At 68.7% G+C, this 26918-nt stretch carries 24 protein-coding genes and 3 pseudogenes; 14 read left to right on the top strand and 13 right to left on the bottom strand.

What is annotated here, in order from left to right; all coding sequences use genetic code 11:
• Positions 1-98 precede the first annotated feature (98 nt).
• Entirely contained in the window at positions 99-581 is a 483-nt protein-coding gene (locus AB0K03_RS40760; RefSeq protein ID WP_364697414.1) for a hypothetical protein, read from the bottom strand.
• Between the two features lie 243 nt (positions 582-824).
• Between AB0K03_RS40760 and AB0K03_RS40755 the strand changes: the two genes are divergently transcribed.
• The 4 genes and pseudogenes from AB0K03_RS40755 to AB0K03_RS40740 all read left to right on the top strand — a co-directional run.
• Complete coding sequence (locus tag AB0K03_RS40755; protein WP_364697411.1) at positions 825-2624, top strand: ricin-type beta-trefoil lectin domain protein; 1800 nt, start codon at positions 825-827, stop codon at positions 2622-2624.
• Positions 2621-3889 (top strand): NucA/NucB deoxyribonuclease domain-containing protein, encoded by a 1269-nt coding sequence (locus AB0K03_RS40750; protein WP_364697408.1) that lies wholly within the window; start codon positions 2621-2623, stop codon positions 3887-3889. The genes AB0K03_RS40755 and AB0K03_RS40750 overlap by 4 nt, the downstream gene beginning before the upstream one ends.
• Positions 3890-3941: 52 nt before the next feature.
• Positions 3942-4451 (top strand): hypothetical protein, encoded by a 510-nt coding sequence (locus AB0K03_RS40745; RefSeq protein WP_364697405.1) that lies wholly within the window; start codon positions 3942-3944, stop codon positions 4449-4451.
• Positions 4452-4585: 134 nt separating this feature from the next.
• Positions 4586-5275 (top strand): annotated as a pseudogene (locus AB0K03_RS40740) (IS256 family transposase); the annotation flags it as partial.
• A 64-nt stretch (positions 5276-5339) separates the two neighbouring features.
• On the opposite strand, the gene AB0K03_RS40735 reads toward AB0K03_RS40740, so the two are convergent.
• Positions 5340-6839 carry an ISL3 family transposase gene (locus AB0K03_RS40735; RefSeq protein WP_364697420.1) on the bottom strand — a complete coding sequence of 500 codons (1500 nt, stop codon included), beginning with the start codon at positions 6837-6839 and terminating at the stop codon, positions 5340-5342.
• 645 nt (positions 6840-7484) lie between these two features.
• Between AB0K03_RS40735 and AB0K03_RS40730 the strand changes: the two genes are divergently transcribed.
• Positions 7485-7919, top strand: coding sequence for a hypothetical protein (locus AB0K03_RS40730; RefSeq protein ID WP_364697402.1), 435 nt, complete (start codon positions 7485-7487; stop codon positions 7917-7919).
• A 173-nt stretch (positions 7920-8092) separates the two neighbouring features.
• On the opposite strand, the gene AB0K03_RS40725 is transcribed toward AB0K03_RS40730, so the two are convergent.
• From AB0K03_RS40725 to AB0K03_RS40705, 5 genes are all read right to left on the bottom strand, one after another.
• Positions 8093-9115 (bottom strand): ABC transporter ATP-binding protein, encoded by a 1023-nt coding sequence (locus tag AB0K03_RS40725; protein WP_364697400.1) that lies wholly within the window; start codon positions 9113-9115, stop codon positions 8093-8095.
• Entirely contained in the window at positions 9112-9948 is an 837-nt protein-coding gene (locus AB0K03_RS40720) for an ABC transporter permease subunit (RefSeq protein ID WP_364697397.1), read from the bottom strand. Before AB0K03_RS40720 ends, AB0K03_RS40725 begins: the two co-directional genes overlap by 4 nt.
• Positions 9936-10802: an ABC transporter permease subunit gene (locus AB0K03_RS40715; RefSeq protein ID WP_364697394.1), complete on the bottom strand. Its 867-nt coding sequence runs from the start codon at positions 10800-10802 to the stop codon at positions 9936-9938. Before AB0K03_RS40715 ends, AB0K03_RS40720 begins: the two co-directional genes overlap by 13 nt.
• A gap of 25 nt (positions 10803-10827) precedes the next feature.
• The gene (locus tag AB0K03_RS40710; RefSeq protein WP_364697391.1) at positions 10828-11946 is read right to left on the bottom strand and encodes an ABC transporter substrate-binding protein; all 1119 of its coding nucleotides are present in this window, start codon (positions 11944-11946) and stop codon (positions 10828-10830) included.
• A gap of 502 nt (positions 11947-12448) precedes the next feature.
• Positions 12449-12697, bottom strand: a complete 249-nt coding sequence (locus AB0K03_RS40705; RefSeq protein ID WP_364697389.1) for a hypothetical protein — start codon at positions 12695-12697, stop codon at positions 12449-12451.
• 874 nt (positions 12698-13571) lie between these two features.
• Between AB0K03_RS40705 and AB0K03_RS40700 the strand changes: the two genes are divergently transcribed.
• Together AB0K03_RS40700 and AB0K03_RS40695 are read left to right on the top strand one after the other, a co-directional pair.
• The gene (locus tag AB0K03_RS40700) at positions 13572-13868 is read left to right on the top strand and encodes a hypothetical protein (protein ID WP_364697387.1); all 297 of its coding nucleotides are present in this window, start codon (positions 13572-13574) and stop codon (positions 13866-13868) included.
• A 140-nt stretch (positions 13869-14008) separates the two neighbouring features.
• Entirely contained in the window at positions 14009-15400 is a 1392-nt protein-coding gene (locus AB0K03_RS40695; protein WP_364697384.1) for an MBL fold metallo-hydrolase, read from the top strand.
• Between the two features lie 251 nt (positions 15401-15651).
• On the opposite strand, the pseudogene AB0K03_RS40690 reads toward AB0K03_RS40695, so the two are convergent.
• From AB0K03_RS40690 to AB0K03_RS40675, 4 genes and pseudogenes are all read right to left on the bottom strand, one after another.
• Positions 15652-16218: pseudogene (locus AB0K03_RS40690) on the bottom strand (IS110 family transposase); the annotation flags it as partial.
• A gap of 195 nt (positions 16219-16413) precedes the next feature.
• A complete protein-coding gene (locus AB0K03_RS40685; protein ID WP_364697381.1) occupies positions 16414-16746 on the bottom strand; it encodes a DUF202 domain-containing protein in 333 nt (110 codons plus the stop codon).
• 1 nt (position 16747) lies between these two features.
• A complete protein-coding gene (locus AB0K03_RS40680) occupies positions 16748-17218 on the bottom strand; it encodes a DUF202 domain-containing protein (RefSeq protein WP_364697378.1) in 471 nt (156 codons plus the stop codon).
• Positions 17176-18564 carry an MBL fold metallo-hydrolase gene (locus AB0K03_RS40675; protein WP_364697375.1) on the bottom strand — a complete coding sequence of 463 codons (1389 nt, stop codon included), beginning with the start codon at positions 18562-18564 and terminating at the stop codon, positions 17176-17178. Before AB0K03_RS40675 ends, AB0K03_RS40680 begins: the two co-directional genes overlap by 43 nt.
• 72 nt (positions 18565-18636) lie before the next feature.
• On the opposite strand from AB0K03_RS40675, the gene AB0K03_RS40670 reads away from it, so the two are divergent.
• The 7 genes and pseudogenes from AB0K03_RS40670 to AB0K03_RS40640 all read left to right on the top strand — a co-directional run.
• Entirely contained in the window at positions 18637-18966 is a 330-nt protein-coding gene (locus tag AB0K03_RS40670) for a metalloregulator ArsR/SmtB family transcription factor (RefSeq protein WP_364697372.1), read from the top strand.
• 31 nt (positions 18967-18997) lie between these two features.
• A complete protein-coding gene (locus AB0K03_RS40665) occupies positions 18998-20557 on the top strand; it encodes a 4Fe-4S dicluster domain-containing protein (protein ID WP_364697369.1) in 1560 nt (519 codons plus the stop codon).
• A gap of 10 nt (positions 20558-20567) precedes the next feature.
• On the top strand, positions 20568-23489 hold the full coding sequence (locus AB0K03_RS40660) for a molybdopterin dinucleotide binding domain-containing protein (RefSeq protein ID WP_364697366.1): 2922 nt from the start codon (positions 20568-20570) through the stop codon (positions 23487-23489).
• Positions 23473-24414: a molecular chaperone TorD family protein gene (locus tag AB0K03_RS40655; RefSeq protein WP_364697363.1), complete on the top strand. Its 942-nt coding sequence runs from the start codon at positions 23473-23475 to the stop codon at positions 24412-24414. The genes AB0K03_RS40660 and AB0K03_RS40655 overlap by 17 nt, the downstream gene beginning before the upstream one ends.
• A complete protein-coding gene (locus tag AB0K03_RS40650) occupies positions 24389-24961 on the top strand; it encodes a DsrE/DsrF/DrsH-like family protein (protein ID WP_364697360.1) in 573 nt (190 codons plus the stop codon). Before AB0K03_RS40655 ends, AB0K03_RS40650 begins: the two co-directional genes overlap by 26 nt.
• A gap of 15 nt (positions 24962-24976) precedes the next feature.
• A complete protein-coding gene (locus AB0K03_RS40645; RefSeq protein ID WP_364697357.1) occupies positions 24977-25228 on the top strand; it encodes a sulfurtransferase TusA family protein in 252 nt (83 codons plus the stop codon).
• Positions 25229-25257: 29 nt separating this feature from the next.
• Positions 25258-25583 (top strand): annotated as a pseudogene (locus AB0K03_RS40640) (MBL fold metallo-hydrolase); the annotation flags it as partial.
• On the opposite strand, the gene AB0K03_RS40635 reads toward AB0K03_RS40640, so the two are convergent.
• The gene (locus tag AB0K03_RS40635) at positions 25478-25948 is read right to left on the bottom strand and encodes a hypothetical protein (protein WP_364697423.1); all 471 of its coding nucleotides are present in this window, start codon (positions 25946-25948) and stop codon (positions 25478-25480) included. The pseudogene AB0K03_RS40640 and the gene AB0K03_RS40635 sit on opposite strands and share 106 nt — an antisense overlap.
• 82 nt (positions 25949-26030) lie before the next feature.
• A complete protein-coding gene (locus AB0K03_RS40630; RefSeq protein WP_364697417.1) occupies positions 26031-26711 on the bottom strand; it encodes a universal stress protein in 681 nt (226 codons plus the stop codon).
• Positions 26712-26918 lie beyond the last annotated feature (207 nt).

Raw genomic sequence — 26918 nt, 5'->3', positions numbered from 1 at the left:
CCCCCCGGATCATGCGTACGACAGGGGCAGTAAGTCATACCGGACCGAGCGACCGAGCAGTCCCCACCGGGGACGATCAAAAAGGTAACGGGGGGAGATCAGTTCGACGAGTCGTTCGGTGCTCTGGGGCTGCGGTCTGCGAGCCCGGCCGCGCCGATGGCGAGTGCGACTGTCAACAGCGCCATTGATGCCAGGCCGGCGTGGTAGCCCCAGGTGACCTGCTGGGTGAGGCCGTCGTGATCCACCAGGACCAGGTGGTCCCGGACGATGTCTCCCACGTCGGGCGACGACGGGTCGGCTGCGCTCCATCCGAGGTCACCGCGTTGATCCTCGAGCGACGGAATCGAAGCGCGGACGATGGCGGTGAGGATTGTCGCGGCGCCGGCGAGCGCGGTGGCCGACCACCGGGCGATGGCGTGCGGCACTGACGGTTGCCGTGCCGCGCCGGCGACGCCCAGCGCGGCGGCCACGACGCACATGAGCACGGCGACGCTCCACCATGTCGAGGCTGCCCAGGCGGTGGCGGTGTGGCCGGCCCAGCTGTCGTTGACGGCGAACCGAGTCCGGAACCACGGCAGCACGCTGGCCGTGATGACGAGGGCGGCGGCGATGAGGATCGGCCAGCTGCGCGGGATGAGATTGCGGATCGATCATGTCCTTCCATAGCGGTGCTTATCGTCGATGTCCACCCATGTTATTCCGTCTTCGTCTGTGAAAGCCTCGGAGATGCATCTGCAAGCTTCGATGCTTACGGGGGCTTGGTGATTGCCGGTGCGTTGCTGTGCCGTGCGCTGCCCTGCACCCGTTGCACGGGAGGAGCACGAATGAAACATGTCCCACGCCGACACGCGGCTGTCGTCGCGGCCGTCGCGGCAGTAGCCGCGTTCGCAGCCGGCCCCGCACAGGCCGCGCCGCCCGCACCCGATCCGGTGGCGATCGGCCAGGCCACCGAAGGTGACCTGCAAGTCCTCGCCACTGACGCCGACACCGCCGGCACCCTGGTGAAGCTCCACACCTACCAGAGCGGGCTGCCCGCGGCCGTGAAGGCCCAGCGCTGGTCGTTCGAGGTGGTCACGGCCGGCGCGAAGCCCGTCTACCGGATCAGGCATCTGTCGTCCAACCGGTGCTTGAAAGAGGCGGCCGCAGCCGACGGAGCCGACGTGGTGCTGGCGGACTGCGCCACCGCGAACAACCAGCTCTGGACCAACGGCACCGCTTCGTATTACCCCGCCGGTTTCGATCTGCGCAACAAGGCCGACGGCCGCTGCCTGGACCTGTACGCCAGCGCGGACGGTGAACCGGCCACGATGTGGACGTGTGACAGCTACTACGCGACGCAGTTCTGGCGTGTCCGGACCGGTGGTTTCGACTGCTCCCCGCGTGACGAGATCGGTGTCTGCGTACAGACCCCGGCCCCGGTCTTCGGGGTGATGCTCAACTTCCGGCAGCAGCCGATGTCGTTCACCGGTCCGCCGTCGGACCCGGAGAACGGCAGCGGCTACAACCAGATGAGTAATCAGGTGAATTGGGATCCGCTGGACTCCTCCAACGGCAACACCGGCTACGACTACGCCGAGATGGGCTGGCGGGGCGCCTACGACGCGGACACCGGAACCACCGCGCACGGCGCCTACTGGCTGGAGGACGGCATCGCCGGCGGTCAGTCCCTGGAGGAGTTCCACGCCATCGCGCGTCCGGACTCGACTCTCGCCGACGGGTCCACGCACACCTGGCTGAGCCAGGGCAACGGCGCCGGGCAGTGGGACGTCTACTACGACTTCAGCCTGGTGGGTACGACCCGGCTGGCGGCCGGCAACCGCACGAGATACCTCGAGCAGGGTCTGCTGGGGCAGTATGCCGAGTACACCACGTTGAGCGAAGGATTCCAGAACCGGTTGCAGACGCTCGACGGCAACAACGTGTGGCACCGGCCGTACCTCGGTGAGGTGGCCGGCTTCGGAGGCAACGTCTGCGGTCTGCCCGACCCGCTGGCCCTGGAGCTGGGACAGCCCAACACTCCGCCGTACTGTTTCACCACGTCGGTGCAGCCACGGACGACGGTCTCGCCGGCCGAGGTCGACAACGTCGTCCTCGGCAAACCCGCCGCCGGGTCGGTCGCCGCGGCGCCCACCGGGTCGCCGTCGCCGGCCGCCTCGTCGCCGCCGGTTCCGCGCACCTTCAACGGCGTGGACCAGCGTGCTCTCGCCAAGTGCCTGGCCGCCGACCCGAACACCTGCCTGAGCACCGTTCCCGGACTCGCGCAGTGCCTGGCAGCCCACCACTCCTGCAACGCGCGCGCCGAACAGCCGGCCGTCGACGACGGCGCGCGCCGAATCTCGGCCACGCAGGCGGGCCGCCTGGCCCACCGCGATCTGACCGGGTTGAAGTCGCCCACCGTGAAAACACTCACCGCCGGCGAGCTGAGCAGCCGCGCCGGGAAAGCCCTCACCGGCCTGAGCAAGGCGAGCACCGTTCACGTCGTCACCGGCGCGGAACAAGTTCACGGACTGCGCAGCCGCACCGACCGTACTTATCAGGGCTACACGCTGGTCTACGCCGGTAGCGACGGCCGACTGCTCTACGGCTGCCTCGGCGCCGGTTGCCCGCGTAAGGAGTTCTCATGAGAGCCCACGTCAACGTCCTCGCCGCCATCACGGTCGCGCTGATGACGTCGCCCCTCGCCGCGCCCGCCGCCGCGGCCGCCGCGGCAACCTCCGGGCCGGTGGGGTGGGAGGTGACGGACTCCTCCGGTGGCCGCCCCGCCGCGGCGGACGCACCCCCGCAGACCAACAGCCTCGCCCCGGCCGCGTTGCCCCAGGACGACCTCAAGAACAGTTGCCGCGAACAGCACGCCTCCGCCGCCTCCACCCAGCAGGGATGGATGGCCGACCGGTTCAACCGGTGCTGGATCGGTCACCGCAAGGTCGTGCTGCGATGCCTGGACTGCACCACCATGATCGCCAGCGTCGAATTCGACTACACCCTCATCGGCATCGCGCAGAACGGCAGCCGGAAAGTCGACTTCTACCTGAGCTTCGACAACTGGAAAGCACTGGGCGGCGAGGAACGGGTGACCACCCCCATGCGGGTGAGCTTGACCGGATGCGGAAGCCTGGTCAGCTGCAACCCCGGCAACGCCGAGGTGACCCAGCCGCTGGGCGAGTGGCAAGCTGTGCCCAGTGCGTGGATCACCATGACGTCGCCGGACGGCACCGGCGCGGGAGCCGACTACCGGGTGCCGGTGCTGGTGCAGCTCGGCATGGCGATCCTGCCGGTCGACCCGACCATCGTCCCCTGGGTGGAGAACGACATGACGACCGGCGACGTACGGTTCGACTCCGCGGGTGCGGTCGCGGGCAAGTTCAACGGCACCGTCTTCGCCGATTTCGCGCCGACCTACGACCTGCTGGCCATCGCCCGCGCGGACGGCAACGAAGCCGGCGTCCAGGAGTCGATCCAGCACATCGACGACGCACTGCATCACCCGGAACGCACCTGGCCGTCATTCATCGGCAAGGGCATACCGGGCGAGTACGTCGCCTCGCTCGGGCAGAACCAGCACCCGCTGCACCGGCTCGTGGACAGCACACTGAACGGCCGTAACCGCACGTACGCCGGTTACGTCTGCGCCGACGTGTGGGGCCCCGGCGCGGTCACACCGAACCTCAACTGCGACGAGTACCCGATGGCCTCCACCCAGGAAGGCGCCTACACCGGTAGTTCCGCGGCCGGTGGGGACACCAACGGGTGGCAGCGCTGGAACGGTTCGTCGCGCATCATCGGCGAGGTCGACAACCAGGACTCCGGGCGTAAGTACCTGAACATCGGCTTCTACCAGCCCAACCGCATTCTCGACGGAGACGCCTTCTACGTCGCCGTCAATCGTTGAACCTGCGGCGGCGCTCCCGTTCAGGGAGCGCCGCCGACGAAGGGAGCTCATGGTGAGCGGCAACGCCGAAGCCATCATCGACACCGAGGACGGGACCTTCCTCGTCCGCGACGCGCTCGCCGACACGTATGCCGATCAGGGCGCCGCCGCCCGTGCTTCGCGGATACCGGGCAGCCGGGGCGGGCGGATGCTCGGGGCGAGCGGAACGGTCCTGCAGGTCCGATGCGCGCATCAGTACAGCTCTCCGTGGGTTCGCGTCGAGGTCCTGGACGGTGCGGTGGAGGCGGGCGAGGAGCCTTGGGAGTGGGCGGAGCCGTCCGGTCTGACCGTGGTCAGCGGTCGGATCGGGGTGGACGGGCAGGCGTCGGTCGTGCTGGAACTCGATGCGGCGCCGGGGCGCTACGTCGCGCTGGTCGGTCACCAGGGGCGCGGGGAGATGCGTGAGGCTGCCGTGCGGGTCGAGGAGGGCCAGGCGGCCGTCGGTGGCGAGGCAACGTACGCGGCTTGGCAGCGACTGCGGGGCACCGAGAAATACCTCGTCCGCCTGTGGCCGGCCTCCTGACGGCGGCGCCGTCACGCCGTCTGCCCCGTCACGCGGTCAGGTCGGTCGAGCGGAAGCGTCGACCATTCGGTCATCTCGGCCACGACTTTGTCGGTAATCCGGGAGATGGTTTCTCTCGACACCGACGCCCCGTAGATCGGCCGGTCTACGCGGCCATCAGGGTCACTGTGGACGGCCGCAAGGACGTCCTAGGGCTGTGGGCCGGCTCCGGCGGCGAAGGCGCCAAGTTCTGGATGAGTGTCCTGATCGACCTGAAGAATCGCGGCGTGCGTGACGTGTTCTTCGTCGTCTGCGACGGCCTGAAGGGATTGCCGGACACGGTTGAGGCGGTCTGGCCGGAAGCGATCGTCCAAACCTGCATTATTCATTTGGTCCGGAACACGTTCCGGCTCACCTCCCGCGCGGACGCCGACGCGATCAAACGGGATATCAAACCGATCTACACGGCGGTCAACGCCGACGCTGCCCTCGCCGCGTTGGAAGCCCTCGACGAGAAATGGGGTAGCAAGTACCGGGCGATGATCCGGCTGTGGCGTAACGCGTGGAACGAGTTCATCCCGTTCCTGGACTACGACGTCGAGATCCGCCGGGTGATCTGCTCGACAAATGCCATCGAATCATTGAACGCACGCTACCGGCGCGCTGTTCGGGCACGTGGCCATTTCCCGAGCGAGCAGGCCGCGCTGAAATGCCTGTACCTTGTGACCCGTAGCCTGGACCCGACCGGGGCCGGACGCGCCCGATGGACGATGCGCTGGAAGCCCGTGCTGAACGCCTTCGCCATCACCTTCGGTGACCGCTGGCCGGTCGCCGAGACCTACTAACCGAGAAGCCGGAAACTCCGATCTTGGGGCTCTGGCGCTCTTTCGGTGGTGACTGTGGGTGACCTCAGTTGAGGAGGATGCGGTGGCGGAGCAGGGTGAACCCCGCTCGGCCGTGCATCTGGCGCATGATCCGTTTGGTTTTGGTGTTGACGCCTTCGGTTCCGCCGTTGTGGTAGGGCATGGTCACGGCTGCTCGGACGGCGTCGTAGTCGATTTCGAGGCCGCGGGCGAAGGTGTGCAGGTGCGGTAAGTCGGCCGCTCGGACGGCCTCGATCCATGCCTTGAGTCGTGCGCTGTTGCCGTCGTGCGGTCGGAGCAAAGTGGCGAAGGAGCCGACGAGGCCGGTGAGGTCGATCATGTCCGGGCAGGCGGTAGTGAGCTCGCGGCGGTGTTCGCGCTGAGTGTCGGTGAGGTGATCTGGATGGGTCAGAACGAGGCTGGTCAGCCGGCGAGGGGACATCGGTGGGCGGTCACCTTCGACGCCGCCCTGGGTGATGTATCGGACGAGCAAGTTCATGCTGCCCGGATATCCCAGAGCCTTGATCTCTCGGAACAACTGCAGGTTGCCAATGGCGGGTTCTTGTTCCCGGCGGCGGCGTAGGTGGTCTCGGTAGGGGTCGACGAGCGTCGGCCGGTATTGCGGAGCTCGTTGCATTCGTTCAGGTTCGGCGGCGCGGGCGTAGCGTTTGATCGTGTTCAGCGACACGTTGAGCCGCCGGGCGCATTCGAGCAGGCCGACGTTCTGCTCGAGCAGGGCGTGGATCTGGTGCCAGCGTTCGCGGGTGGTCGCAGCGCGAGGGCCGTCCTGCAGGCGGCCGGCCTTGGCCCAGCACGCGCTGTGCGCAGCGACCTCCCTGCCTGCGGCCTCGCCCAATCCGTGCCACAGATGCCATCGGTCAGCGACCTGGACCGCGTCCGGCAGGGCCCGGCGGACGGCTTCGGCGTAGGCGCCGGAGCGGTCCCGGCAGACCACCTCGACGCCGGGATGTTGGCGGAGCCACACCTCCAGGGTGTCGGCGTTGCGGTCGGGCAGCACGTCCACCCGCCGGCGGGTCTGCGCATCGATCAGCACGGTCGCATAGCGGCTGCGCCGCCGCAGCGCGAAGTCGTCCACGCCCAGGACCCGCGGGATCACCGGTGCTGCCAGCGGCATTCGTAGCAGTGCCCGGACCGTGGAGTGTCGTGACAGCGGCGCCGCCAGCTGCAACAGCAACCGGGCCGCGCCGCGCCCGGCCAGTTCCCGAGCCACTGCGCCGACCAGAGCCTGAAGACGCGGAGTGCGCCGCTGATAGCGCTGCAGCACCCCCGGGACCTGCTCGCGGAACGTCCGGCGGCATCCGGGCGTCGGGCAGACCAGCCGCCGCACCAGGACCATGACCTGAACCCGCCGGGCGTCGACGGGCACGTCACCGACCGTCCGTTCGTGCAGGCCGTGCACCCGCGCCGTCAGCACCCCGCAATCCGGGCACGCCACCGCCCCCGACGGCGTCCGAGCTCGCACCACGATCCTGTCGCCGGCGTCCTCGACCTTCTCGATCACCAGCGGCGCCAGCCCGCCGAACACCACGCTGACAAGATCATCTTCCGCACACCGCGACTACTATCCAACATGGACGTCAGCGCAAGGTGTCACCACCGAAAGAGCGCCAGAGCCGATCTTGGTACGGACCCCTTAGAACGTGTCGCATCATGTGCGTGGCTTGTCCGCGGTCCGACCGTTCGAATGAGGAGAAGGGTCGAGGATTGCTAACAGGAGGCTGCTGGTGGCACGATGACTGGCGGGGCGCGGAAGTTGACGGGGGTTGTCGGCGGTTGTTCCGTCGGTCGGCGTCGCTTGCGCACCGTGCGCTGCGTCAGCCTCACCCACAAGCAACTGGCCGGTGACCCGGGGGGATGAATGGCATGGCCTCGGCGTGCTCAACGACGCGGGCAGCGGCTTGACTCTGCTCGGCGAAGCCCTCGGGCATCGCCACCGGGAACCGCCGGGCGTCGCGATCCTCTGGAGCGGACGAAATGGTTGTCCTGGCACGCCGCGCACTATCGAGGACGATCACGAACCTGCGCACGGGAGTCTGGTCGTTCGGCAACGGGAATGCGTTCGACACAAAGGTCGCAGCCTGGATGGAAGCCGACCTCGCTCGCCTTCCTGCCGTAGCGCCAAGCCCACCCGACCCCTCACCGAGTCCAGGCGTCACCGGGAGGCGAAAACGTGATCGTGGCCCGACCGACACCGGTGCCCCGGGCACATCCCGATGAACTGGCGGAGACGGTACGCCGAGCGGGATGGCTGGAGATTCTTGGACGCGCCGACGTGCTCGCTGACGCCTGCGTGGAGCTGCTGGTGCGCTGGGACGGCGGCCGTGACTGCCCCTTCGACGCGCCGGTCGACCTCGTGCCCGGCGACCCGATCAGCGACGAGGTCATCGCCCGCCTCAAGCCCGCAGCCCGCACGTCCGCGTTCTGGTTTCTCGACGCGCCACCGAACGCGGAAGCGTTGGTATATCCGGCCACCTCCCCGCGCCGACAGTTGAGCCCACAGCGGGCCAGACGCATGCGGGGCGGCTGCGGTTCGCCGGCGGCACGGGACCACCGCACGACATGCCCTGACGGGGCCTTCGGCTGTAGGGGTGCACCGGCGAGATGACTTAGCGTCCGGTTGGCTCCTCGTTCACGTTCCACCTCGGCGTGCGCGGTGGCCCGGCGGGCGCCGGGAGCGCCTGCGACAACAACCGGAGGGGGCAGGGTGGCACGCATGTTCCTGGGCGCTGTCGCAGACCGTACGAACCGAATACTGATGAAACAGAGGAAAGCGTAGAACTATCCAGCGACGGCGACCGGGTTGGGCTGTAGCGTGACCTGTACCGGAGTGCCGGGCGTGAGCGAGGGCAGCCGGTCGGTGGACACCTGCGCGACCACCAGCAGATCTCCCACCGTGATCGTCACCTTGCTGATCGGCCCGAGGAAGCTGGTGGTCAGCACCCGGCCGTTGCCCGGCTCGGCCGACGTGACAAGCACCGACTCTGGGCGCACCAGCGCGGTCACCGAGGGTGAGGACGCCGGCGCGAGCAGCGGTAGCCTGGTGCCGAGGACCTCGACCTCGTTGCCGGTGACCGTGCCGGGCAGGCGGTTGCTCAGCCCGACGAAGTCGGCGACGAACGGCGTCGCGGGGGTCAGGTAGATGTCGGCCGGCGCGGCCAGTTGCTCGAGCCGGCCGTCGCGCATGACGCCCACCCGGTCGGCGACCGCCAGGGCCTCCTCCTGGTCGTGGGTCACGAACAGGGTCGTCGTGCCGACCTCGGTCTGGATTCGACGGATCTCGTCGCGCAGCTGCACCCGCACCTTGGCGTCGAGCGCCGACAACGGCTCGTCCAGCAGCAGCACGCTCGGCTCGATGGCCAGGGCGCGGGCCAGCGCCACGCGCTGTTGCTGGCCGCCGGAGAGCTGATGCGGATACCGATCGGCGAACGACGCGATGCCGACCAGGTCGAGCATCTCCCGGGCCCTCGACGTGGACCGGGACCGCCCGCGCAGCGACAGCCCGAACGAGACGTTCGCCAGGGCGGTCAGGTGCGGGAAGAGGCTGTACGCCTGGAAGACCATTCCCATGTCGCGCCGGTTCGCCGGCAGCCCGGTGATGTCCTCGCCGCCGACCAGGACCTGGCCGCTGTCGGCGTCCTCGAGGCCGGCCAGCACGCGCAGGGCGGTCGTCTTGCCGCAGCCGGACGGCCCGAGCAATGTGACGAATTCGCCCGGCTCGATCGACAGGTCGAGGTTGTCAAGGGCGTGCACGGCGCCGAACGTGCGGCACAGCCCGGTGAGTTGTACGGCGACGCCGGTCATGGGGTCGACTCCTTGGCGACGGCTGAGGGGACTGGGGGAGGGACGACCTTGCGGGACCGCCGCCCGCCGAGCAGGGACAGGAGCAGCAGGAGAACGAACGCCAGCAGCAGCGCGGTCAGCGAAACCGCGACGGATGTGGTGGCGCTGCTCTTGCCGAGATACACGATGGCGACCTGTAGGTTCGTGCGGCTGAGCAGTGAGGCGATCGTGTACTCGCCGAGCACGAGCGCCACCGTCAGGAAGGCCGCGGACAGCACCGCGGAACGGATGTTCGGCAGCACGACCCGCCCCATCACCGTGGGCCAGCTCGCGCCCAGGCTACGCGCGGCCTCAGCCAGCGTCTTCACATCGATCGCCGACAGCCCGGCGTCGATCGCGCGATAGGCGTAGGGCAGGACGAGAATGGTGTATGCGAAGACGAGGGTCAGCGACGACCCGCCCAGGAAATAGTTCAGCCACGCGTACACCGGCGCCAGCCCGACCACCAGAACGATCGCCGGGATGGACAGCGGCAGCAGACAGATGAACTCGACCAGCCGGCGCAGCCGGGGCAGCCGCAGCCGTACCCACACCGCGGTCGGCACGAGCAGCACCAGCATGAGCAGCGCGGTGAGCGCGGCCTGCAGCAGCGATGCGACGATACCGTCGGCCAGGTCGGGATACCGTTCGCTGAGCTGGGGCCAGTCGACCAGCAGCGGCCAGGTCTGCGGGTCCCGGGTGGAGAACTCCACCATCGCGATCAGCGGCAGCACGAAGAAGACCCCGAGCGTGGCCAGCACGACCCAGCGGAAGAGGCGCTGCTTGCGGGCGCGCCGGGCGATCAGCCCAGCCATCGCGCAGTCCTTCTCTGCAGCAGTGCGTAGAGCGCCATGACGATCGAAACGACGACGACCATGCCCAGCGCCATCGCCTTGCCGAGGTTTTGCTGGCCCAGGAGAACCTCGCTGGTGAGCGCGGTGCGGATCTGCAGCGGCACGAGCGGGCTGCCCTGGCTGACCAGGGCTGCCGCGGTCGCGTACGCGGAGAAGGCGTTGGCGAACAGCAGCAGGAAAGAGCCGAGGAACGCGGGAGCGAGCAGCGGTCCCGCGACCCGGGTCCAGTACTGCCAGGTCGTGCCGCCCAGGCTCTCGGTCGCCTCCCGCCACTGCGGGCGGATGCCGTCCAGGGCGGGCAGGAAGACGATCACCATCAGGGGGATCTGAAAGTACGTGTAGACCAGCGTCAGGCCGGGTAGCTCGAACAGCCACACGCCGTTGGCGTACAGGTTGATGTCGAAGGTGTCCTGCAGCCAGACGGTGACGAAGCCGGACAAGCCGATGGTCGCCAGGAACGCGAAAGCCAGGGTGACGCCGCCGAACTGGGCGAGCACGCCGGCCGCCGCGGTCACGACCCGGCGTAGCACGCCGTCCGGTCGCGCGGTCACCAACGCGTACGCCAGGAGGGCTCCGAGCACCGCGCCGACCAGCGCGCTGATGGCCGACAGCGCGACGCTGCGGCCGAAGGCCTCCAGGATGTACGCGTTCCCGAGCGCTTTGACGTTGTCGAGGCTCGCGCCGCCCTCGTTGCCGGCGAACGCCCCGATCACCACGACCAGCGTCGGGATGATCAGGAACACCGTCACGTAAGCGAAGAACGGGACCGTCGCCAGCAGGGAGGTGGCGCCACGCAGGCGTGGCCGTTTCGCCACGCTCGGTGGGACTGGCGCGGCGGCCTCAGCCAATGGCCTTGGCCCAGTTCGATGCGAGGTACTCTTTGGCCTTGGTGTTCTGCGCCTCGGTCGGGATGACCGGTGTGCCCTCGATCTTCGGCAGAGCCTCGAAGGCGGCCTTGTCGAGCGTGCCGGCCTTCTGCATAGCATCGGCGCGCACGGGGCGGGCGCCACCCTTGAGCCACAGGTTCTGGCCGTCGTCGGAGTAGAGGAATTCCTGCCAGAGCCGCGCGGCGGCAGGGTGCGGCGCGTCCTTGTTGATCGCCTGCACGTTGTAGGAGCCGAGGACCGCGCCGTTGGGCACGAACGTCTTCCAGGTCTTGAGCTTGGTGGCCTCGGCCGCGTTCAGGTAGTCCCAGTCGAAGACCACCGGGGTCTGCCCGGACTGGATGGTGGCAGAGTCGGGGTCGACCGGCAGCAGGTTGCCGGCTTTCTTGAGTCTGCCGAAGAACTCGACGCCCGGGGCGATGTCCTCGACCGTGCCGCCGTTGGCCAGCGAGGCCATCTGTACGCCCCCGAAGGCCGCTCCTGCCTGGGTCGGATCGCCGTTGAGCGCGACCTTGCCCTTGTACTCCGGCTTGAGCAGGTCCGTGAGGCTGGTCGGGGCCGGAACCTTGGCGGTGTCGTAGCCGACCGACATGTAGCCGCCGTAGTCGTTGACCCAGGCGCCGTTCGGGTCCTTCAGGTCCTCCGGCACGTCGCCGAAGGTGGCGACCTTGTACGGCGCGAACATGGCGACGTTCGCGGTTGCGACGGTGGCACCCAGGTCGAACACGTCGGGTGCCTTGTCCTGGCCCCTGAGCTGGTTAGCGGCGTTGATCTCGTCCTGGCTGGAGCCGTCCGGCTGCGCCGAATTGACCTTGATGCCGTACTTGTCGCCGAACGCCTTGATGATCTCGCCGTAGTTGGCCCAGTTCGGCGGCAGTGCGATCACGTTGAGCTGACCCTCGACCTTGGCCGCCTCGACCAGCTTGTCCATGCCGCCGAGGTCGCCGGCGCTGGTCGCGCTCGCGGCGCTGGAGCCCGAGGACTCGCTCTTCTTCTCCGGCGGCGAGCACGCCGCGACCGCGGCTATGGTGGTGGCCGCCAGGGCGACGGCGAACGTGCGGGTGAATGTACGCACCGTGTTCCTCCCTCTGCGTGTGCCGGACCCGGCACACGCTGGGTGATCATGAAAGTGCTTGCTTGATGGCAGGCGTCTGCAAGGTGTCCATCCGGCGACATTCCTGCGCTGATCAGGCGGACTCCGTCGACCGGTCCGAGGCTGTCGCCGCGATCGTATAGCTCGCCGAGATCGATGCATATACCTGCGCGAAGGTGCAATCAGCCACGCAGCTCGGACTTCTGACCACTGTGGTGTGACGCCACAGTCCTACGGCAATCAGCCGTAGACGGTCTGCCGAGGTGGGAAGTCCACCGGCGGTTGCCGCCAGGAACACCTGGACCAGCCGCAGAGATCGCCGCGGGCGCGCCGCCCGACACCCCTCCGAAACACTCACTGTGACCCGGTGGCGGACCGTCGGGGCGAACGCATGTCGTCGTGACCCCTTGGCCTCTGCCGCCTCGTACCGGGGCCGTCATGGACGGGGTCGGAGCCCCGGGCTCCACCGTTACCGGCTCCACCGTTACCGCCGGCGCCGGCCCGGTCGCAGACCCCAGGCGTAGCTTGCCGTCGTGGCCAGCCCGAGAGGGACCCACCAGCCGCTCCATGCGTTCCAGTGCCATAGCAGGCTCAGGACGGCGGTGGCGGCTGTCATCACCGTGGCGATCAGCCCGTTGAGCAGCCGGTACCATCCGGGCCGGCGGGTGGACAGCTCGTCGAGGAGGTTGTCCGGCGGCGTGTGCCGCATGGAGTAGGCCACGGCGGCCGCCACCCCGAGCTTCTCGGTATGGACTGCGCCAGGAACGGAGGCTGCCCACCGGACGCGCTCGTCCGCGGAGAGCCGCATGCCGCACCCGGATCCACGGCGTCGTGGCAGGTGAGCATGAACCTCGCCAACGGTACGGCGTACCAGTGGCGGGTTCGTGCGAAGGACCCGTACGCCGACGGCGCTTGGACCGGCTGGACCGACCCGGCGGTCGACACCGACAAGCCCGGCGTGCCGTTCGTCTCACGGGTACGAGAACGTGCCCGGCGTGCCGTTCCCGGGCCGCCCAACGACCCCGACTCGAGCCCCCGCGGGCTCGTGGGCTGCATCGGCCTCCACGGCTCACGGCGCCCCGCAGGACGTGGTCTCGTTCCGCGACATCGCGATCCTCGACGTCGGATCAGGACTGACGTCCGCGGGCGCCCGGTGTCGGTTGCTGGACAGCCGAGCCGGGCGCCCGCGTGCAAGCATCGATCGCCACCGAAACGTTGCAGCGCAGTGCCGACCGGGCCCCGGGGCAGCGCGCACCGGCTGGGACTGGCTCTCCCTTCCGATGCTCCTGCCCCGTTGTGGCGAGTCGCAGCACGCAGGCAGGAAGATGCACGTGAGACGATCATGGAATCGGTCCGATGAGGCGGAGACCTCGCCCGGTTCCGATCGAGTCACCCACGATCGCCGGGACGAGGTCTTCGCCGGCGCCGTTCCGGCTGCGGAGTCGGCGGAGGCGTGCGCCCGACGGTGGGTCTCGGCGGCGAGGAGACCCGGTTCGACTGGGTCGAGTTGCCCGACCCGCCAGCAGGGTGAGGTGTCGGGCAAGCATGCTCACCTCCCGGTCGGGGTGTCGGCGCACTCGAGTCGCTGGCGAGGCGTGCCGGCCGCCTTGGAGGATCAGCCGCGCCTGATCGGGGCACTCGAGGTGGTCACCCGGCGGCCGGGTGGTCTGACCCGCCGGTGGCGCTTCGATCGGATGGCGACCGTCTGTTTCCCGGCGTCGGGCCGGTTGACCGCCTCGTTCGCCGGCGTCGTGAAGGACTACGCAGTCGGGGTGGACATCTGCCCTCCCCGGCGCGGCAACCGCAAGGACGTGGTGGAGAAGGCCAACCATTCCGCCGCGCAACGCTGGTGGCGACTCTGGATACGGGCGGGGTATCGGGGAGGCCTGCACCGGGTTGCCTGACTGCCGCCCGCTTCGCACCCGACAGATCGACGATCCTCGCTTGACCGGGCCGCTGGGTTGGGCGCTATGGTGTGAGCCATATACCCTAGGGGGTATGCGATCACTCTGCTCGTGCGACACCAACTGAGAAGGAACGCATCGTGGACCAGAAGACATCAGCGGTCGAGATCGTCGCGATCGACACCCCGTCGTTGGGTGACCGCAGCTACCTCGTGCATGACGGCACGTTCGCCGTGGTGGTCGACCCACAGCGCGACACCGACCGGGTCGCCGACGTGGTGGCCACGCATGGACTGACCATCACGCACGTGCTGGAGACGCATATCCACAACGACTACGTCACCGGCGGCTACGCCCTCGCGCAGCAGGTTGGTGCCGCGTACGTGGTGAACGCCGAGGACAAGGTCGGCTACCAGCGTCTGGCGGTGCACGACGGTGACGTGCTGGAGGCCGGCCCGCGAATGCGGATCCGGGTGGTGCACACGCCGGGGCACACCTTCACCCACCTGTCCTACGCGCTGGAGGTCGACGGTCAGGTGACGGCGGTGTTCACCGGCGGTTCCCTGCTGTACGGCTCGACTGGCCGGCCGGACCTGCTGGGCGCCGATCACGCCGAGACCCTGGCCCGGCATCAGCACGCCTCGGCGCACCGGCTGGTCACTGAGCTGCCGGCCGACACCCAGGTCTACCCGACCCACGGGTTCGGCAGCTTCTGTGCCGCCACCCAGGCGCAGGGCCTCTCCTCGACGCTGGCGAACGAAGCGCGGGTGAACCCGGCGCTGACGCAGGCCGAGGAAGACTACGTCGCCGCGCTGCTGGCCGGGCTGGACGCCTACCCCGCGTACTACGTGCACATGGGGCCGGCGAACGCCGCCGGTCCTTCGTCGATCGATCTGACTCCGCCGCATCTGGCCGATCCGGCCGAGTTGCGTCGGCGCATCGACGCCGGCGAGTGGGTTGTCGACCTGCGCAACCGCACCGCGTTCGCCGCCGGGCACGTGCCGGGCACGCTCAACTTCGCACTGCACGACAGCTTCGTGACCTATCTGGGCTGGCTCATTCCGTGGGGCACCCCGTTGACCCTGCTCGGCGAGACGGCCGACGAGGTGGCGGCCGCGCAGCGCGACATGGCCCGGATTGGCATCGACCGGCCCGCCGCGGCGGCCACCGGCAAGCCCGAGGACTGGGCCGGCGGCGCGGGGCTGAGCGCATTCCCGACCGCGACCTTCGAAGACCTCGCCGCGGTGCTCAGCGGCCATCACGAGCACCCGGTCGTGCTGGATGTGCGGCGCAACGACGAGCGCCGGCTGTCGTTTGTGGACGGCACCGTGCACATTCCCATCCACGAACTGCCCGCCCGGCTCGCCGAGGTACCAGCTGACCGACAGGTGTGGGTTCATTGTGCGGCTGGCTACCGCGCCTCGATCGCCGCGTCGCTGCTGGACCGCGCCGGACGGGATGTGGTGGCCATCCACGACGACTACAGCGCCGCCCACACCGCCGGGCTACCCATCGTCGTGCAGGCCGTCTGAGCCCCGATCCCGTTCCCCTCAACTTGGTGAAAGGCACTGGTGACCACGCAGCCCCGCCCTGCCCGTCTGGATCCGGCCACCGTTCGTGACTGGCTGTCCGACGACAACGGCCTACGCCTGTTGGATGTGCGCTCGCCGGCGTAATTCGAGACCGCGCACAGTCTGGCCTGGCAGGCGGCCGGCGCTCCGGTCAAACGCGGCCGCGTCCGCTGGGACCCGGAACGTCAGGTCCGCCTTACCGCCGGTAGCCTCGCTCTGGCTGGGGTCGGGGCGATCTCCAGGACGGCGAGGGCGTCGCGGCCGGCGAGTTCGTCGAACGCGGCCAGGGCGCCGGGGTAGAACTCCCGCAGCGTCGAGCGCAACTGGCCGGTCTGCCGTTGCCGGGTCCAGATCAGGTTCTGATGCGCCCTCGCGAGGGCCTCGACCGCTTCGGCCAGCCCGCGGTCACCAGCGATCGGTCGGTGACGCTGCTGGTCGGTGCAGACCGGATCTGCCAGAACCTTGGCCTCACCAGGGTCGCTCTTGGCGCCGGAGGCGACATGTCGTTCCCGGTAGCGGGCCGCCGACAGCGGATCGATCGCGAACACCTGATAGCCGGCCGCGAGCAGGGCCCGCACCCAGGGGCCGCGATCGGTCTCGATCCCGACCACGACGTTGTCCGGTTCGCCACCGCGGAGGTGATCGGCGATCAGCGCGTGCAGGGCAGCGATCCCCGCGACGCCTTCAGGCAGCCGCCGACGGGCCAACCTTCGGCCGTCCTCATCCTGAAGTTCGACGTCGTGGTGGGCCTCGACCCAATCGTCACCGATGAACAACACCGCGATATGCCTTCTCCCCGGCCGGGCCGGTCCGTGGACCACGGGTCCGGCACCGTGTGAGGAGGAGCTACGCACGCGCTAGTGGATCAGTGCTCGGCGCGGACATCCCATCAGTCGTCTCGCCTCCCCACCGACCAGCAGCGGCACGCTCTAGATGGCAGGGTGAGCGACCACATAGTGCCGCAGGCATCACTGTTAGCCGTGTCCGGCGGCCAACAAGGTCGATGCCAGGGCGATGGCCGCGGTGAGTGTGGTTGCGGCAGTGACGAGTCGCACGATGCGGCGGCGCTCGGGGTGGTGGTTCGCGCCCCGAGCACTGCGAGCGGACAGATGCCCCAAGACCCATACCGCGGCACCGGCAGCGACAACGAGCGCACCCGCGATCGTGCTGGCGTGCAGCATGCCGGTGCCCAGGGCGATGAACGAGATGGCGGTCCGGGTCCAGGCGAGATCGGTGCGCTCTTGAGCGAGACCGGGATCTCGGTCTTCGATGTCATCTGTCGCTGCGGGCCGGGTTGGTGTGGGCACGTCAGTCGCCGAGGGCCGGCGTGAGCAGCGATAGCGTGGCTGCCGCAACGGACAGGATCGTGATCGCGATGGCGAGGATGCGCGGCAGTATCGAGGTGCCCATGGGCTCGCCCCGGCGCAGCGCACGCTGGTGGCGGGTCCACTCGACATAGCTGGCCACCGACAGAACGCCGCCGAGGAGGATCAGCGGTATGGCGAGCAGGTGGCGTCCGATCGGGATGCCGGGGAACGGCGGGAGGAACTGGGCGATGGCCAGGCCGGCGACGACCAGTGCGAGTGCGGTGCGATGCCACGCGAGGAAGGTGCGTTCGTTGGCGTAGGTGAAACGGGCGTCGGGTTCGGTCTCGGCGGCGCTGTCCGGTCTGCCCGACGGGTCGCTGGGCGGGCCGTCTGGCGAGGGCGCCTCGGTGGGCCGTGCGCCGTTGCCGGCTATCTCCGGGTGGGCTGTAGGTCTCGGCAGATCGCTCGCCATTCGCCGACTCCTCCTATACCGATCAGACGTACGGTGATCCCGGCTCGGGCGAGTAGGCTGGCGGCGATCGAGGCTCGGTGGCCGTTGGAGCAGATCACCCAGACCGGCTCGGTGCGGGGCAGTTCGTCGAGGCGGGTGGGTAGGTCACCGATGAAGATGTGGTGACTGCCGGGAATGCCGCCCCACTGCCATTCCAAGGGCTGCCTGACGTCGAGCACGAAGGGGTTCTCACCGCGCTGTTGTGCTGCGCAGAGGTCGCCGGCACTGACCACGTCGTAAGCGTTCAATTCGCCACCGTGCGCCCGCCAGCGCGCCACGCCGCCGGACAGATAGCCCGTCACCTGGCTCCAGCCGATCCGGATCAGTTGGGTCATCGCCGCGGTCAGCGACTCGTCCTCGGCCTCGGGCAGTACGAGCAGGACCGGGGTGTCGAAGGGGAACATCCAGCCGATGTAGCTGGCGAAGCCGGTGTTCAGCTCGACGTTGATCGCGCCCGGTATATGCGCGGCGGCATATGCGGTGCGGTCGCGGGCGTCCACGACCCAGGCGCCGCGGCGATGTGCGTCCTCGAACTGCGCAGCCGTCAACTCGGGTGGCTGTGGGAGCCGGTAGAGCAGGGGCGGTCCGATGCGGTTGATCGGGGCCATCTGCGCGTAGTACGCCGGATAGGCCATGAGTTCCGCGGACAACTCGGCGCTGAACTCGGCGAGGTCGGCGGCGCGGACCAGGGGATTACGGCGCCGCTCGTCGCGGATACTGCTGGCGGCCCGGGTGTCCGGCATCGCCGCCACGCAGAAGCTGCCGGCGCCGTGGGTGGGCAGCACCTCTACCTCCTCGGGGAGTGCGGCCAGCCTGGCGATGCTGCTGTATTGCGCCCGGGTCAGCTCGTCGGTGTGTGTCGGGCCGAGCAGGTCGGTGCGCCCGGCGCTGCCGACCAGGAGGCTGCCGCCGCTGAAGACCGCCTGCGGGCTGGTCTCGCCGTCCCGGCGGACCAGCCAGGCCAGGTGCTCCGGGGTGTGCCCGGGGGTGGCCAGAGCGGTCAGCAGCAGGTCACCGACTCTCACCTCATCGCCCTCGCCTGCGCGTCGGTGGGCGAACTCGTATCCGCCGCCAGCCGGTAGGACCAGTTCGGCGCCGGTGGCGGCGCGGATCTCGTGGGCGCCGGAGACGTAATCGTTGTGCACGTGCGTTTCCAGCACCGCCCGGATGCGCACACCCAGCGCGTCGGCGGCGGCCAGGAAGCGCCAGGCGTCGCGCTGCGGATCGACGATCGCAGCCTCATCACCGCAGCGCAGCAGGTAGCTGGTGTCGCCGAGCCCCGGAGTGACGAAGACTTCAAGATCCATGCCGTATCTCCGTTCCGGCCGCTCGAAAGCATTCAATTGACTAATTGAACGCTGAAGTCTAGCGTTTGTCCAATGGCAGTCCTATCCGGCGCAGTGTTGCAGCAGACGGCTGCGCGATTCGCGTTGCTGGGCGACCCGACCCGGCTGCAACTGTTGGGACTGCTGCTGGAGCGGGCCGACTACACCGTCGGCGAGTTGGCGGCTGCCGCCGGCGTCTCGGTCGCCAACGCCTCGCAGCATCTGCGCCGGTTGGAGGCCGGCGGCATCCTCGGCCGCCGCCGGATCGGCAACACCGTGCAGTACCGGGTGGTCGAGGCGAGCATCGAGCAGCTGTGCGCGATCGTCTGCGCCAGCGTGCAGGAGCGAGCACGTGTGCTCGTGGCACCGGACACCATCGAATAGCGGTCAGTTCTCGACCATCGGAGCGAGTGTCATGACGGAGTTGCCGGTCATTGCACGGACCATCGGCGTCGGCCCGCCGGCCACTGGCAAATCCCCGGCGTGGGCGAAGGTCATCGACCAGACCAAATGTATCGGCTGCCATGCCTGTACGACGGCCTGCAAGTCAGAAAACCAGGTGCCGGTATCGGTCACCCGAACGTACGTCAAGAGCATCGACGCCGGGCTGTTTCCGCAGGCGCGGCGTTCGTTCCAGGTGACCCGGTGCAACCAGTGCGTGGATGCGCCCTGCGTCGCGGCCTGCCCGACCAGCGCCATGTATACCCGGGCTGACGGCATCGTGGACTTCGACAAGCAGGCGTGCATCGGCTGCAAGGCGTGCATGGCCGCCTGCCCATACGATGCGATCTTCATCAACCCGGACGACCACTGCGCGGAGAAGTGCAACTTCTGCGCTCATCGGCTCGAGGTGGGGCTGGAGCCCGCCTGCGTGGTGGTGTGCCCCACCCAGGCGATCGTCGTCGGTGACCTGAACGACCCGGACTCCGAGGTGGCCCGCGTTGTCGGCCGGCAGCCGGTGACCGTGCGCCGGCCAGAAAAGGGCACTCGGCCCAAGTTGTTCTACAAGGGCGCCACCGAGTTGACCCTCGACCCGCTCGCGGCGGATCGGCCGCCGGGCGGCATCTACGCCTGGAGCGAGCAACCCACCGGCAAGCAGGTGATCACCGGGATGAGCGGGCACAACAGCAGTGCCGCGGCAGTGATCTCCTACGACGTGGCTCACCGGGCGCCGTGGGACTGGCGGGTCAGCCTGTATACCTGGACCAAAGGCATCGCCGCCGGTGCCTACTTGGTAGCACTGCTGCTGGTCCTGGTCGGCCGATTGGGCTCTGACGATCCACTGTGGGTGTGGACCGCGCCGCTGATCGCGGTGGTGCTCCTCGCCGTGACCGCCGGCCTGCTGGTGTGGGATCTGGAACATCCGGAACGGTTCTTCTACATCCTGACACGGCCGCAGTGGCGTTCGTGGCTGGTGCGTGGTGGCGTAATCCTCGGCGGGTACGCAGCGGTGCTGGGCCTGCATGTGCTTGCCGGCCTGTTCGGCGTACCCGGGCTGCGGACCGGGGCGGCGGTGGCCGGGCTACCGTTGGCATTAGGTACCGCCGTCTACACCGCATATCTGTTTGCCCAGGCCAAGGCTCGCGACCTGTGGCAGAACCCGCTGCTGCCGCCGCATCTGGCGGTACAGGCGATCCTGGCCGGCGCGGCGGCGCTGCTGCCGTTCGCGACCTGGCATTCCGATGCCGCGGTGCTCGGCGCGCTCGGGTGGACGGTGGGCAGTGCGGCGCTGACCCATCTGCTGTTCGTCTTCGGCGAGTTGAGCCTGCCGCATGGGACGGCACACGCGCGGCTGGCCGTGTACGAGATGTCCGCCGGCCGGTTCCGCGGCTTCTTCTGGACGGGAATCGTGCTTGTTGTTGCGGGACTGGCGGCGCCGTGGCTGGGGGCCTGGGTGGCACTGCCCGTGCTGGCTGGGTTGGCTCTGCATGAACACGCGTATGTGCAGGCCGGCCAATCGGTGCCACTGGCGTAGGAGAACTGACATGAATGGGCTTGACGGCATTGCCAACCGGGTCAGTGCGGCGCGCGCCGAGGCTGAGGCGCGTGGTGAGACGTTCTATCCGGGTCCCAGCCGGATACACCTGGCGGCGTTCCCGCCCACCGAGCGGTGGGACGACTGGGTGGAACTGGAGTCCACCGACTGGCCCAGGCGCACCGAGCGGCACTACATGCTGGTGCCCACCACCTGCTTCAACTGCGAGTCGGCCTGCGGCCTGCTGGCCTACGTGGACCGCGACACCCTGCAGGTGCGCAAGTTCGAGGGAAATCCCGAACATCCCGGCTCGCGCGGGCGCAACTGCGCCAAGGGTCCGGCCACCCTCAACCAGGTCACCGACCCGGATCGCATCCTGCAACCGATGAAGCGGGCCGGAGCGCGCGGGTCTGGGAAGTGGGAACCGGTGAGCTGGGACGCCGCCCTGAACGACATCGCCGGGCGGATCCGTAAGGCCATTGTGGACGATCGACGCAACGAGATCATGTACCACGTGGGCCGGCCGGGCGAGGACGGCTTCACCGAGCGGGTTCTGGCCAGTTGGGGCGTGGACGGGCACAATTCGCACACCAACGTGTGCTCCAGCGGCGCCCGGGCTGGATATCACTTCTGGACCGGCATCGACCGGCCCAGCCCCGACCACGCCAACGCCAAGGTGATCCTCCTGATCAGCTCGCACCTGGAGGCCGGGCACTACTTCAACCCGCACGCCCAGCGCATCATGGACGCCAAGCAGGACGGCGCCAAGCTCATCGTCATGGACACCCGGCTGTCCAACACCGCCACCCACGCCGACTTCTGGCTCTCGCCCTACCCCGGGTCCGAAGCGGCGATCCTTCTCGCGATCGCGGCGCATCTGGTGCGTACCGGCCGCTACGACCGTGAGTACGTGCGCCGGTGGTGGAACTGGCAGGAGTACCTCGCCGCCGAACGCCCCGAGGCCCCGCCGACATTCGAGGCGTTCGAGGAGGCGTTCCTGGGTCTCTATGCGGAATACACTTTCGCGTTCGCGGCGGCGGAGTCCGGCGTTCCCGAGTCGACCATCGCGCAGGTCGCCGAGACGGTCGCGGGCGCGGGCAGCCGGCTGTCCACGCACACCTGGCGCTCCGCCGCGGCCGGCAACCTCGGCGGTTGGCAGGTCGCCAGAACCCTGCTCTTGCTCAACGCCTTGCTCGGCGCGGTGGCGACCCCGGGTGGTACCCACCCCAACGCGTGGAACAAGTTCGTGCCCCGCCCGATCCACACGCCGCCGCACCCGGCGGCGTGGAACGAGCTGACCTGGCCACTGGAGTACCCGCTCGCGCTCAATGAGCTGTCGTTCCTCCTACCGCACTTCCTCAAGGATCGCCGAGGCAAGCTCGACGTGTACTTCACTCGGGTCTACAACCCGGTGTGGACCAACCCCGACGGCCTGTCCTGGATGGAAGTGCTTACCGACGAGACAATGGTCGGCCTGCACGTCGCGCTGACCCCGACCTGGAGCGAGACCGCGTTCTTCGCCGACTACGTGCTACCCATGGGACTTGGCCCCGAGCGCCATGACCTGCATTCCTACGAACAGTACGACGGCCAATGGGTGGCATTCCGGCAACCGGTATTGCGTACCGCCAGGCAGCGCACCGGGCAGCAGATCACCGACACCCGGCAGAGCAACCCCGGCGAGGTGTGGGAGGAGAACGAGTTCTGGATCGAGCTCTCCTGGCGTATCGACCCCGACGGCAGCCTCGGCATCCGCCGATTCCATGAATCCAAGCAACACCCCGGCGAGAAACTGACCGTCGACGAATACTACGGCTGGATCTTCGACAACTCGGTGCCCGGGTTGCCCGAAGCGGCCTCCGCGCAGAGCCTGACGCCGCTCGAATACATGCGCCGGTACGGGGCGTTCGAGATCCGTTCCGGGATCGGCCCGATCCACGAGGAGCCGATCCCCGACACCGACCTGGAGGACGTCGCCCAGGACCCGTACGGCCGCGTCTACACCCGTGCGGCGGCCACAGCTTCGCCCAACGTGGTGCCGATGGGCACCCCCGAACCGGACGCGGCCGGCCGCCGCCCGGTCGGAGTGGTCGTCGACGGCGTCATCCGGCGCGGCTTTCCCACCCCGAGCGGCAAGCTGGAGTTCTACTCCCGCACCCTTGCTGCGTGGGGCTGGCGCGCCGAGTCCGTGCCCGGCTACGAGCGCAGCCACATCCACCCCCTGGCGATGGACGCCGACCAGATGGTGCTCATTTCCACCTTCCGGCTGCCCACCCAGATCCACACCCGCGGCGGCAATGCCAAGTGGCTCGACGAACTGGCCCACGTCAACCCGCTATGGCTGCACCCGACTGACGCGGCGGGCCTCGACGTGGACACCGGAGACCTCGTCCGGGTCGAGACCGAGATCGGCGCCTTCGTACTCAAGGCCTGGGTCACCGAAGGCATCCGGCCCGGCGTGGTGGCATGCAGCCACCACATGGGCCGCTGGAAGCTGCACGACCAGGGACAGCGGCAGATCATGGCGACCGTCGATCTGGCCCGTCACGACGACCAGTGGCGGATGACCCGCCTGGTCGGCGTGAAACCCTACAAGTCGGACGACCCGGACACTGCGCGCATCTGGTGGGCCGACGTCGGTGTGCACCAGAACCTCACCTTCCCGGTACACCCTGACCCCATCTCCGGGCAGCACTGCTGGCACCAGGCAGTCCGGGTCACCAAGGCAGCGCCCGGCGACGCGTACGGTGACATCACCGTCGACACTGCCAAGGCACATCAGGTGTACCAGAAGTGGCTGGCGATGACCCGTGGTGCCGAGCAGAACTCCCCGGACGGCACCCGTCGCCCGTACTGGCTGATGCGACCGCTCAAGCCGGGCAAAGACGTGTACCAGTTGCCGGCGCCGGTGTCCGATGAGAACCTCGACTGACACCCGGGCCGATCTGCTGCGCGCGCTCGGCGTGTTCGCCGAGCCACCAGGACCGCAGCATTGCCGGCTCGCCGACCTGCTCGGCGTGCCGGCGCCGACCGGCAGCGACTGGACCGAAGCGTTCACCGTGCAACTGGTTCCGCACGCGTCCATCTACCTCGGGGCCGAGGGCATGCTAGGCGGTGACGCGGCCGAGCGCGTCGCCGGCTTCTGGCGGGCGCTGCGCATCCCGGTACCTGCCGACGCCGACCACCTGACCACGCTGCTCGGCCTGTACGCGACGCTGATCGAGGCGCAGGCGAGCGAACCGGACGGACCGCGCAAGGTGCTGTTCGGCCACGCCCGCGCCGCCCTACTGCACGAGCACCTGCTGAGCTGGCTGCTCGCCTACACCGACGCGATGAGCGAGGTGGCGCCCACGCCGTACGCCGCCTGGGCCGATGTGCTCGGTCAGGCCGTCCGTGGTGAGGCGGCCGAGGTCGGCGCGCCGGACCTGCTGCCCGCGCACCTGCGAGCGGCACCACCGCCGGCCACCGCACACGACAACCTGGACGCGGTGCTGGCGTACCTGTTGAGCCCGGCACGCTCGGGCGTCGTGCTGGCCCGCGGCCACCTCGCCGCATTGGCCCGCGACGGCGACCTTGGGCTGCGGATGGGCGACCGGCGACGCATCCTGCGGGCACTCGTCGAACAGGACCCCGGCACTGCCCTGCCCATCCTCGCCGAATGGGCAGGGACTCGGGCGGTCCGGCACCGGGCCGACACCGCGTTGGCCGGGCCGATCCTCGCCCACTGGGCCGAGCGCGCCGCGGCCACCGCCACGCTGCTGCGCACCGGCATCGCCGTCCAGGAGAACGCCACACCACAACCGCCGTCGCCACCAGAAGGGAGCAGCGCCGATGAGCATCGAAATACCCACGCCTGAGCAGACTCACCTCACCGAGGACGACGTGCGCCGCATCGTGCGCGAGGAGGTAGCCCGGGCGTTCAAAAAGGACCCCGGCTCCCGCCACGCCGCCGTTATCGCGTCCAAGGGCACCCTCGACTGGGCGTACCCGCCGCTGATCCTGGCCACCGCCGCAGCGGCCGCCGGCATGCAGACCGCGATCTTCTTCACCTTCTACGGACTGAACATCATCCACAAGGACGCCGCGCGCAAGCTCAAGGTCGACCCGGTCGGCAATCCGGCCATGCCGATGCCGGTCCCCATGCCCGATGTGGTCACAGCGATGCCCGGGATGGTCTCCCTCGCCTCGAAGATGATGAGGTCCCGGTTCGCCAAGCACAATGTGGCCACGGTCGCGGATCTGCTGGCCTCCGCTCGCGAACTCGACGTCCGGCTGATCGGCTGTCAGATGACGATCGACGTCTTCGGCTACACCCAGGACGACTTCATCGACGGCGTCGAGTTCGGCGGTGCGGCGGCGTTCATGTCGGTCGCGCGCCGCTCCCACGTCACCATTTTCGTCTGAGTAGGGAGCCGCAGCGTGTCCGAGGACATCACCGCCGACGAGATCGTCGACGCCCGTGACCTGATGTGCCCGATGCCCGTCCTGGCCGCCACCAAGGCGATGCGGCTGCTGGAGCCCGGCCAGGTGCTCAAGGTGCTGGCGACCGACAAGGGAGCCCTGTCCGACATCCCCGCTTGGGCTGCGGACAACGACAACGTACTGCTGTCCTCTGGCACCGAGGAGGGAGCCCTCGCCTTCTACATCCGTAAGTCGCCGAACGAGGGTTGACACCGTTTGACGGCTCAAGGAGGCCAGCCATGGTCGAGATCCTGCCCATCGACACCCCCAGCCTCGGCGACAGAACCTACCTGGCGCATGACGGCGCCGACGCCCTGATGGTCGACCCGCAGCGCGACATCGACCGGGTCGTCGACCTGGCCGACGCGGCCGGTGTCCGCATCACCCACGTGGTGAGACTCACATCCACAACGACTATGCCACCGGCGGGCTGGCCCTCTCCCGTGCCGTCGGCGCCCGTTACCTGCTCAACGCCGCCGATCCGGTGTCCTTTCCACGGCATCCGCTGCGCGACGGCGACACCTTCGCCGTCGGGTCCGAACTGCGGACGCGGGTCCTGGCCACCAACGCCAGCGCATCCAGGGCACCGCCGGCAACACCGAGTGCGCCGTCGACCCAGGACCCGCTCTGCACGGCCTGGTAAATCTGCTGAATGTCCTCGACCGGAGCGATGCCGGCAATCGCTCCGGGTCCCGCGCTGGAGGGAGCCGCCACCAGCGGTTGGTCACTGCAACCGCCCAATGCGGCAATGGCGTCGGCGGTGCTGGCGTCGGTGGAGGTCGAGGCTCTACCCGATCCTCTGATGCGGGCCGTGTCGCCGCCGGTCGCGCCATCCGCGACGATCTGCCCGGCTGTCAGGCGCGCCTGCTGGTCATGCGCGCCGCGGCCGCTACTGCTGATGCCGAGCGGCAGCTGTTCGAAAAGCAGCACGCCGAGGCAGCTACCGCCAAGCTCAGTGGTTGAAGACGTGGTGGTGAAACCGGCCGGTCAGGCTGTACGCGGACATGTGCCTCTAGATCAGAAACACTGGGCATCCGGCGTGATGGATCATGGCGCGGCTGACCGAGCCGAGCATGGTGACGGGATGTGCTCCGAATCCGCGTCTGCCGACGACCAGAGCGGCTGCTCGGTGAGAGAAGGTGGTGAGTGCCGTTATTGGATCGGTGTCCGTGGTGCGGTGGTGCACAAGTACCCCGTCGCGGGTTTCGGTGTGGTCCGCCGGTGCCGGACCGTGGCGGGCGCTGAGCATGATGAGTTCGCAGCCGCGCAGGCGGGCTTCTTGCAGCGCGAACCGGGCTGCCGGGGTCAGTGTTCCCGGTTGTTCGACGCCGACGATGATTGGTCGTTCACTGAAGCCGGGCCTTGGATGGTGACCTGGTATCCGGACCACCAGAAGGGCTCCTTCGCGGTAGCCGGCCAGGCGGTCGGCGACGCTCAATCCGAGCGCCGCGCTGGTGGAGCCATGGCGGTTGTCGACGACGAGCAGGTCCGCTGTATCGGCTTCGGCCAGCAGTAGGGCTGTTGCTGAGCCGACGGCGAGGCTGCTGTTGACCGGTACCGTCGGTGAGGCTGCGTGTACCCGGTCGGTCAGTCGTTGCAGAAGCTGGGCGCCGGCGTCGCGTGACGAGCCGGCTGTTCGTGCCGGCTGGGCGTGCAGGATGCGTAGGTCCCAGCCGCGTAGTTCGGCTTCGATGGCGGCGTGGTCGACGGCCGTGTAGCTGGTGGGTGTCTCATCGGCGCCGACCAGGACGATCCCGGCCGGTGAGAGCGGAGGGCTGGGCTGCGGGGAGCGGGCGGTGGTGGGTTAGGGCGTGTTTCATAACCACTCGCCGATGACGGTGATGGTCAGGACGGCCTGGAAGCGGACGGCTAACTTGTCGTAGCGGGTGGCAACACCGCG

This window comes from Actinoplanes sp. NPDC049316 (assembly GCF_040677315.1).
Taxonomy (GTDB): domain Bacteria; phylum Actinomycetota; class Actinomycetes; order Mycobacteriales; family Micromonosporaceae; genus Actinoplanes.
This window is presented reverse-complemented; position numbering and strand designations above follow the sequence as displayed.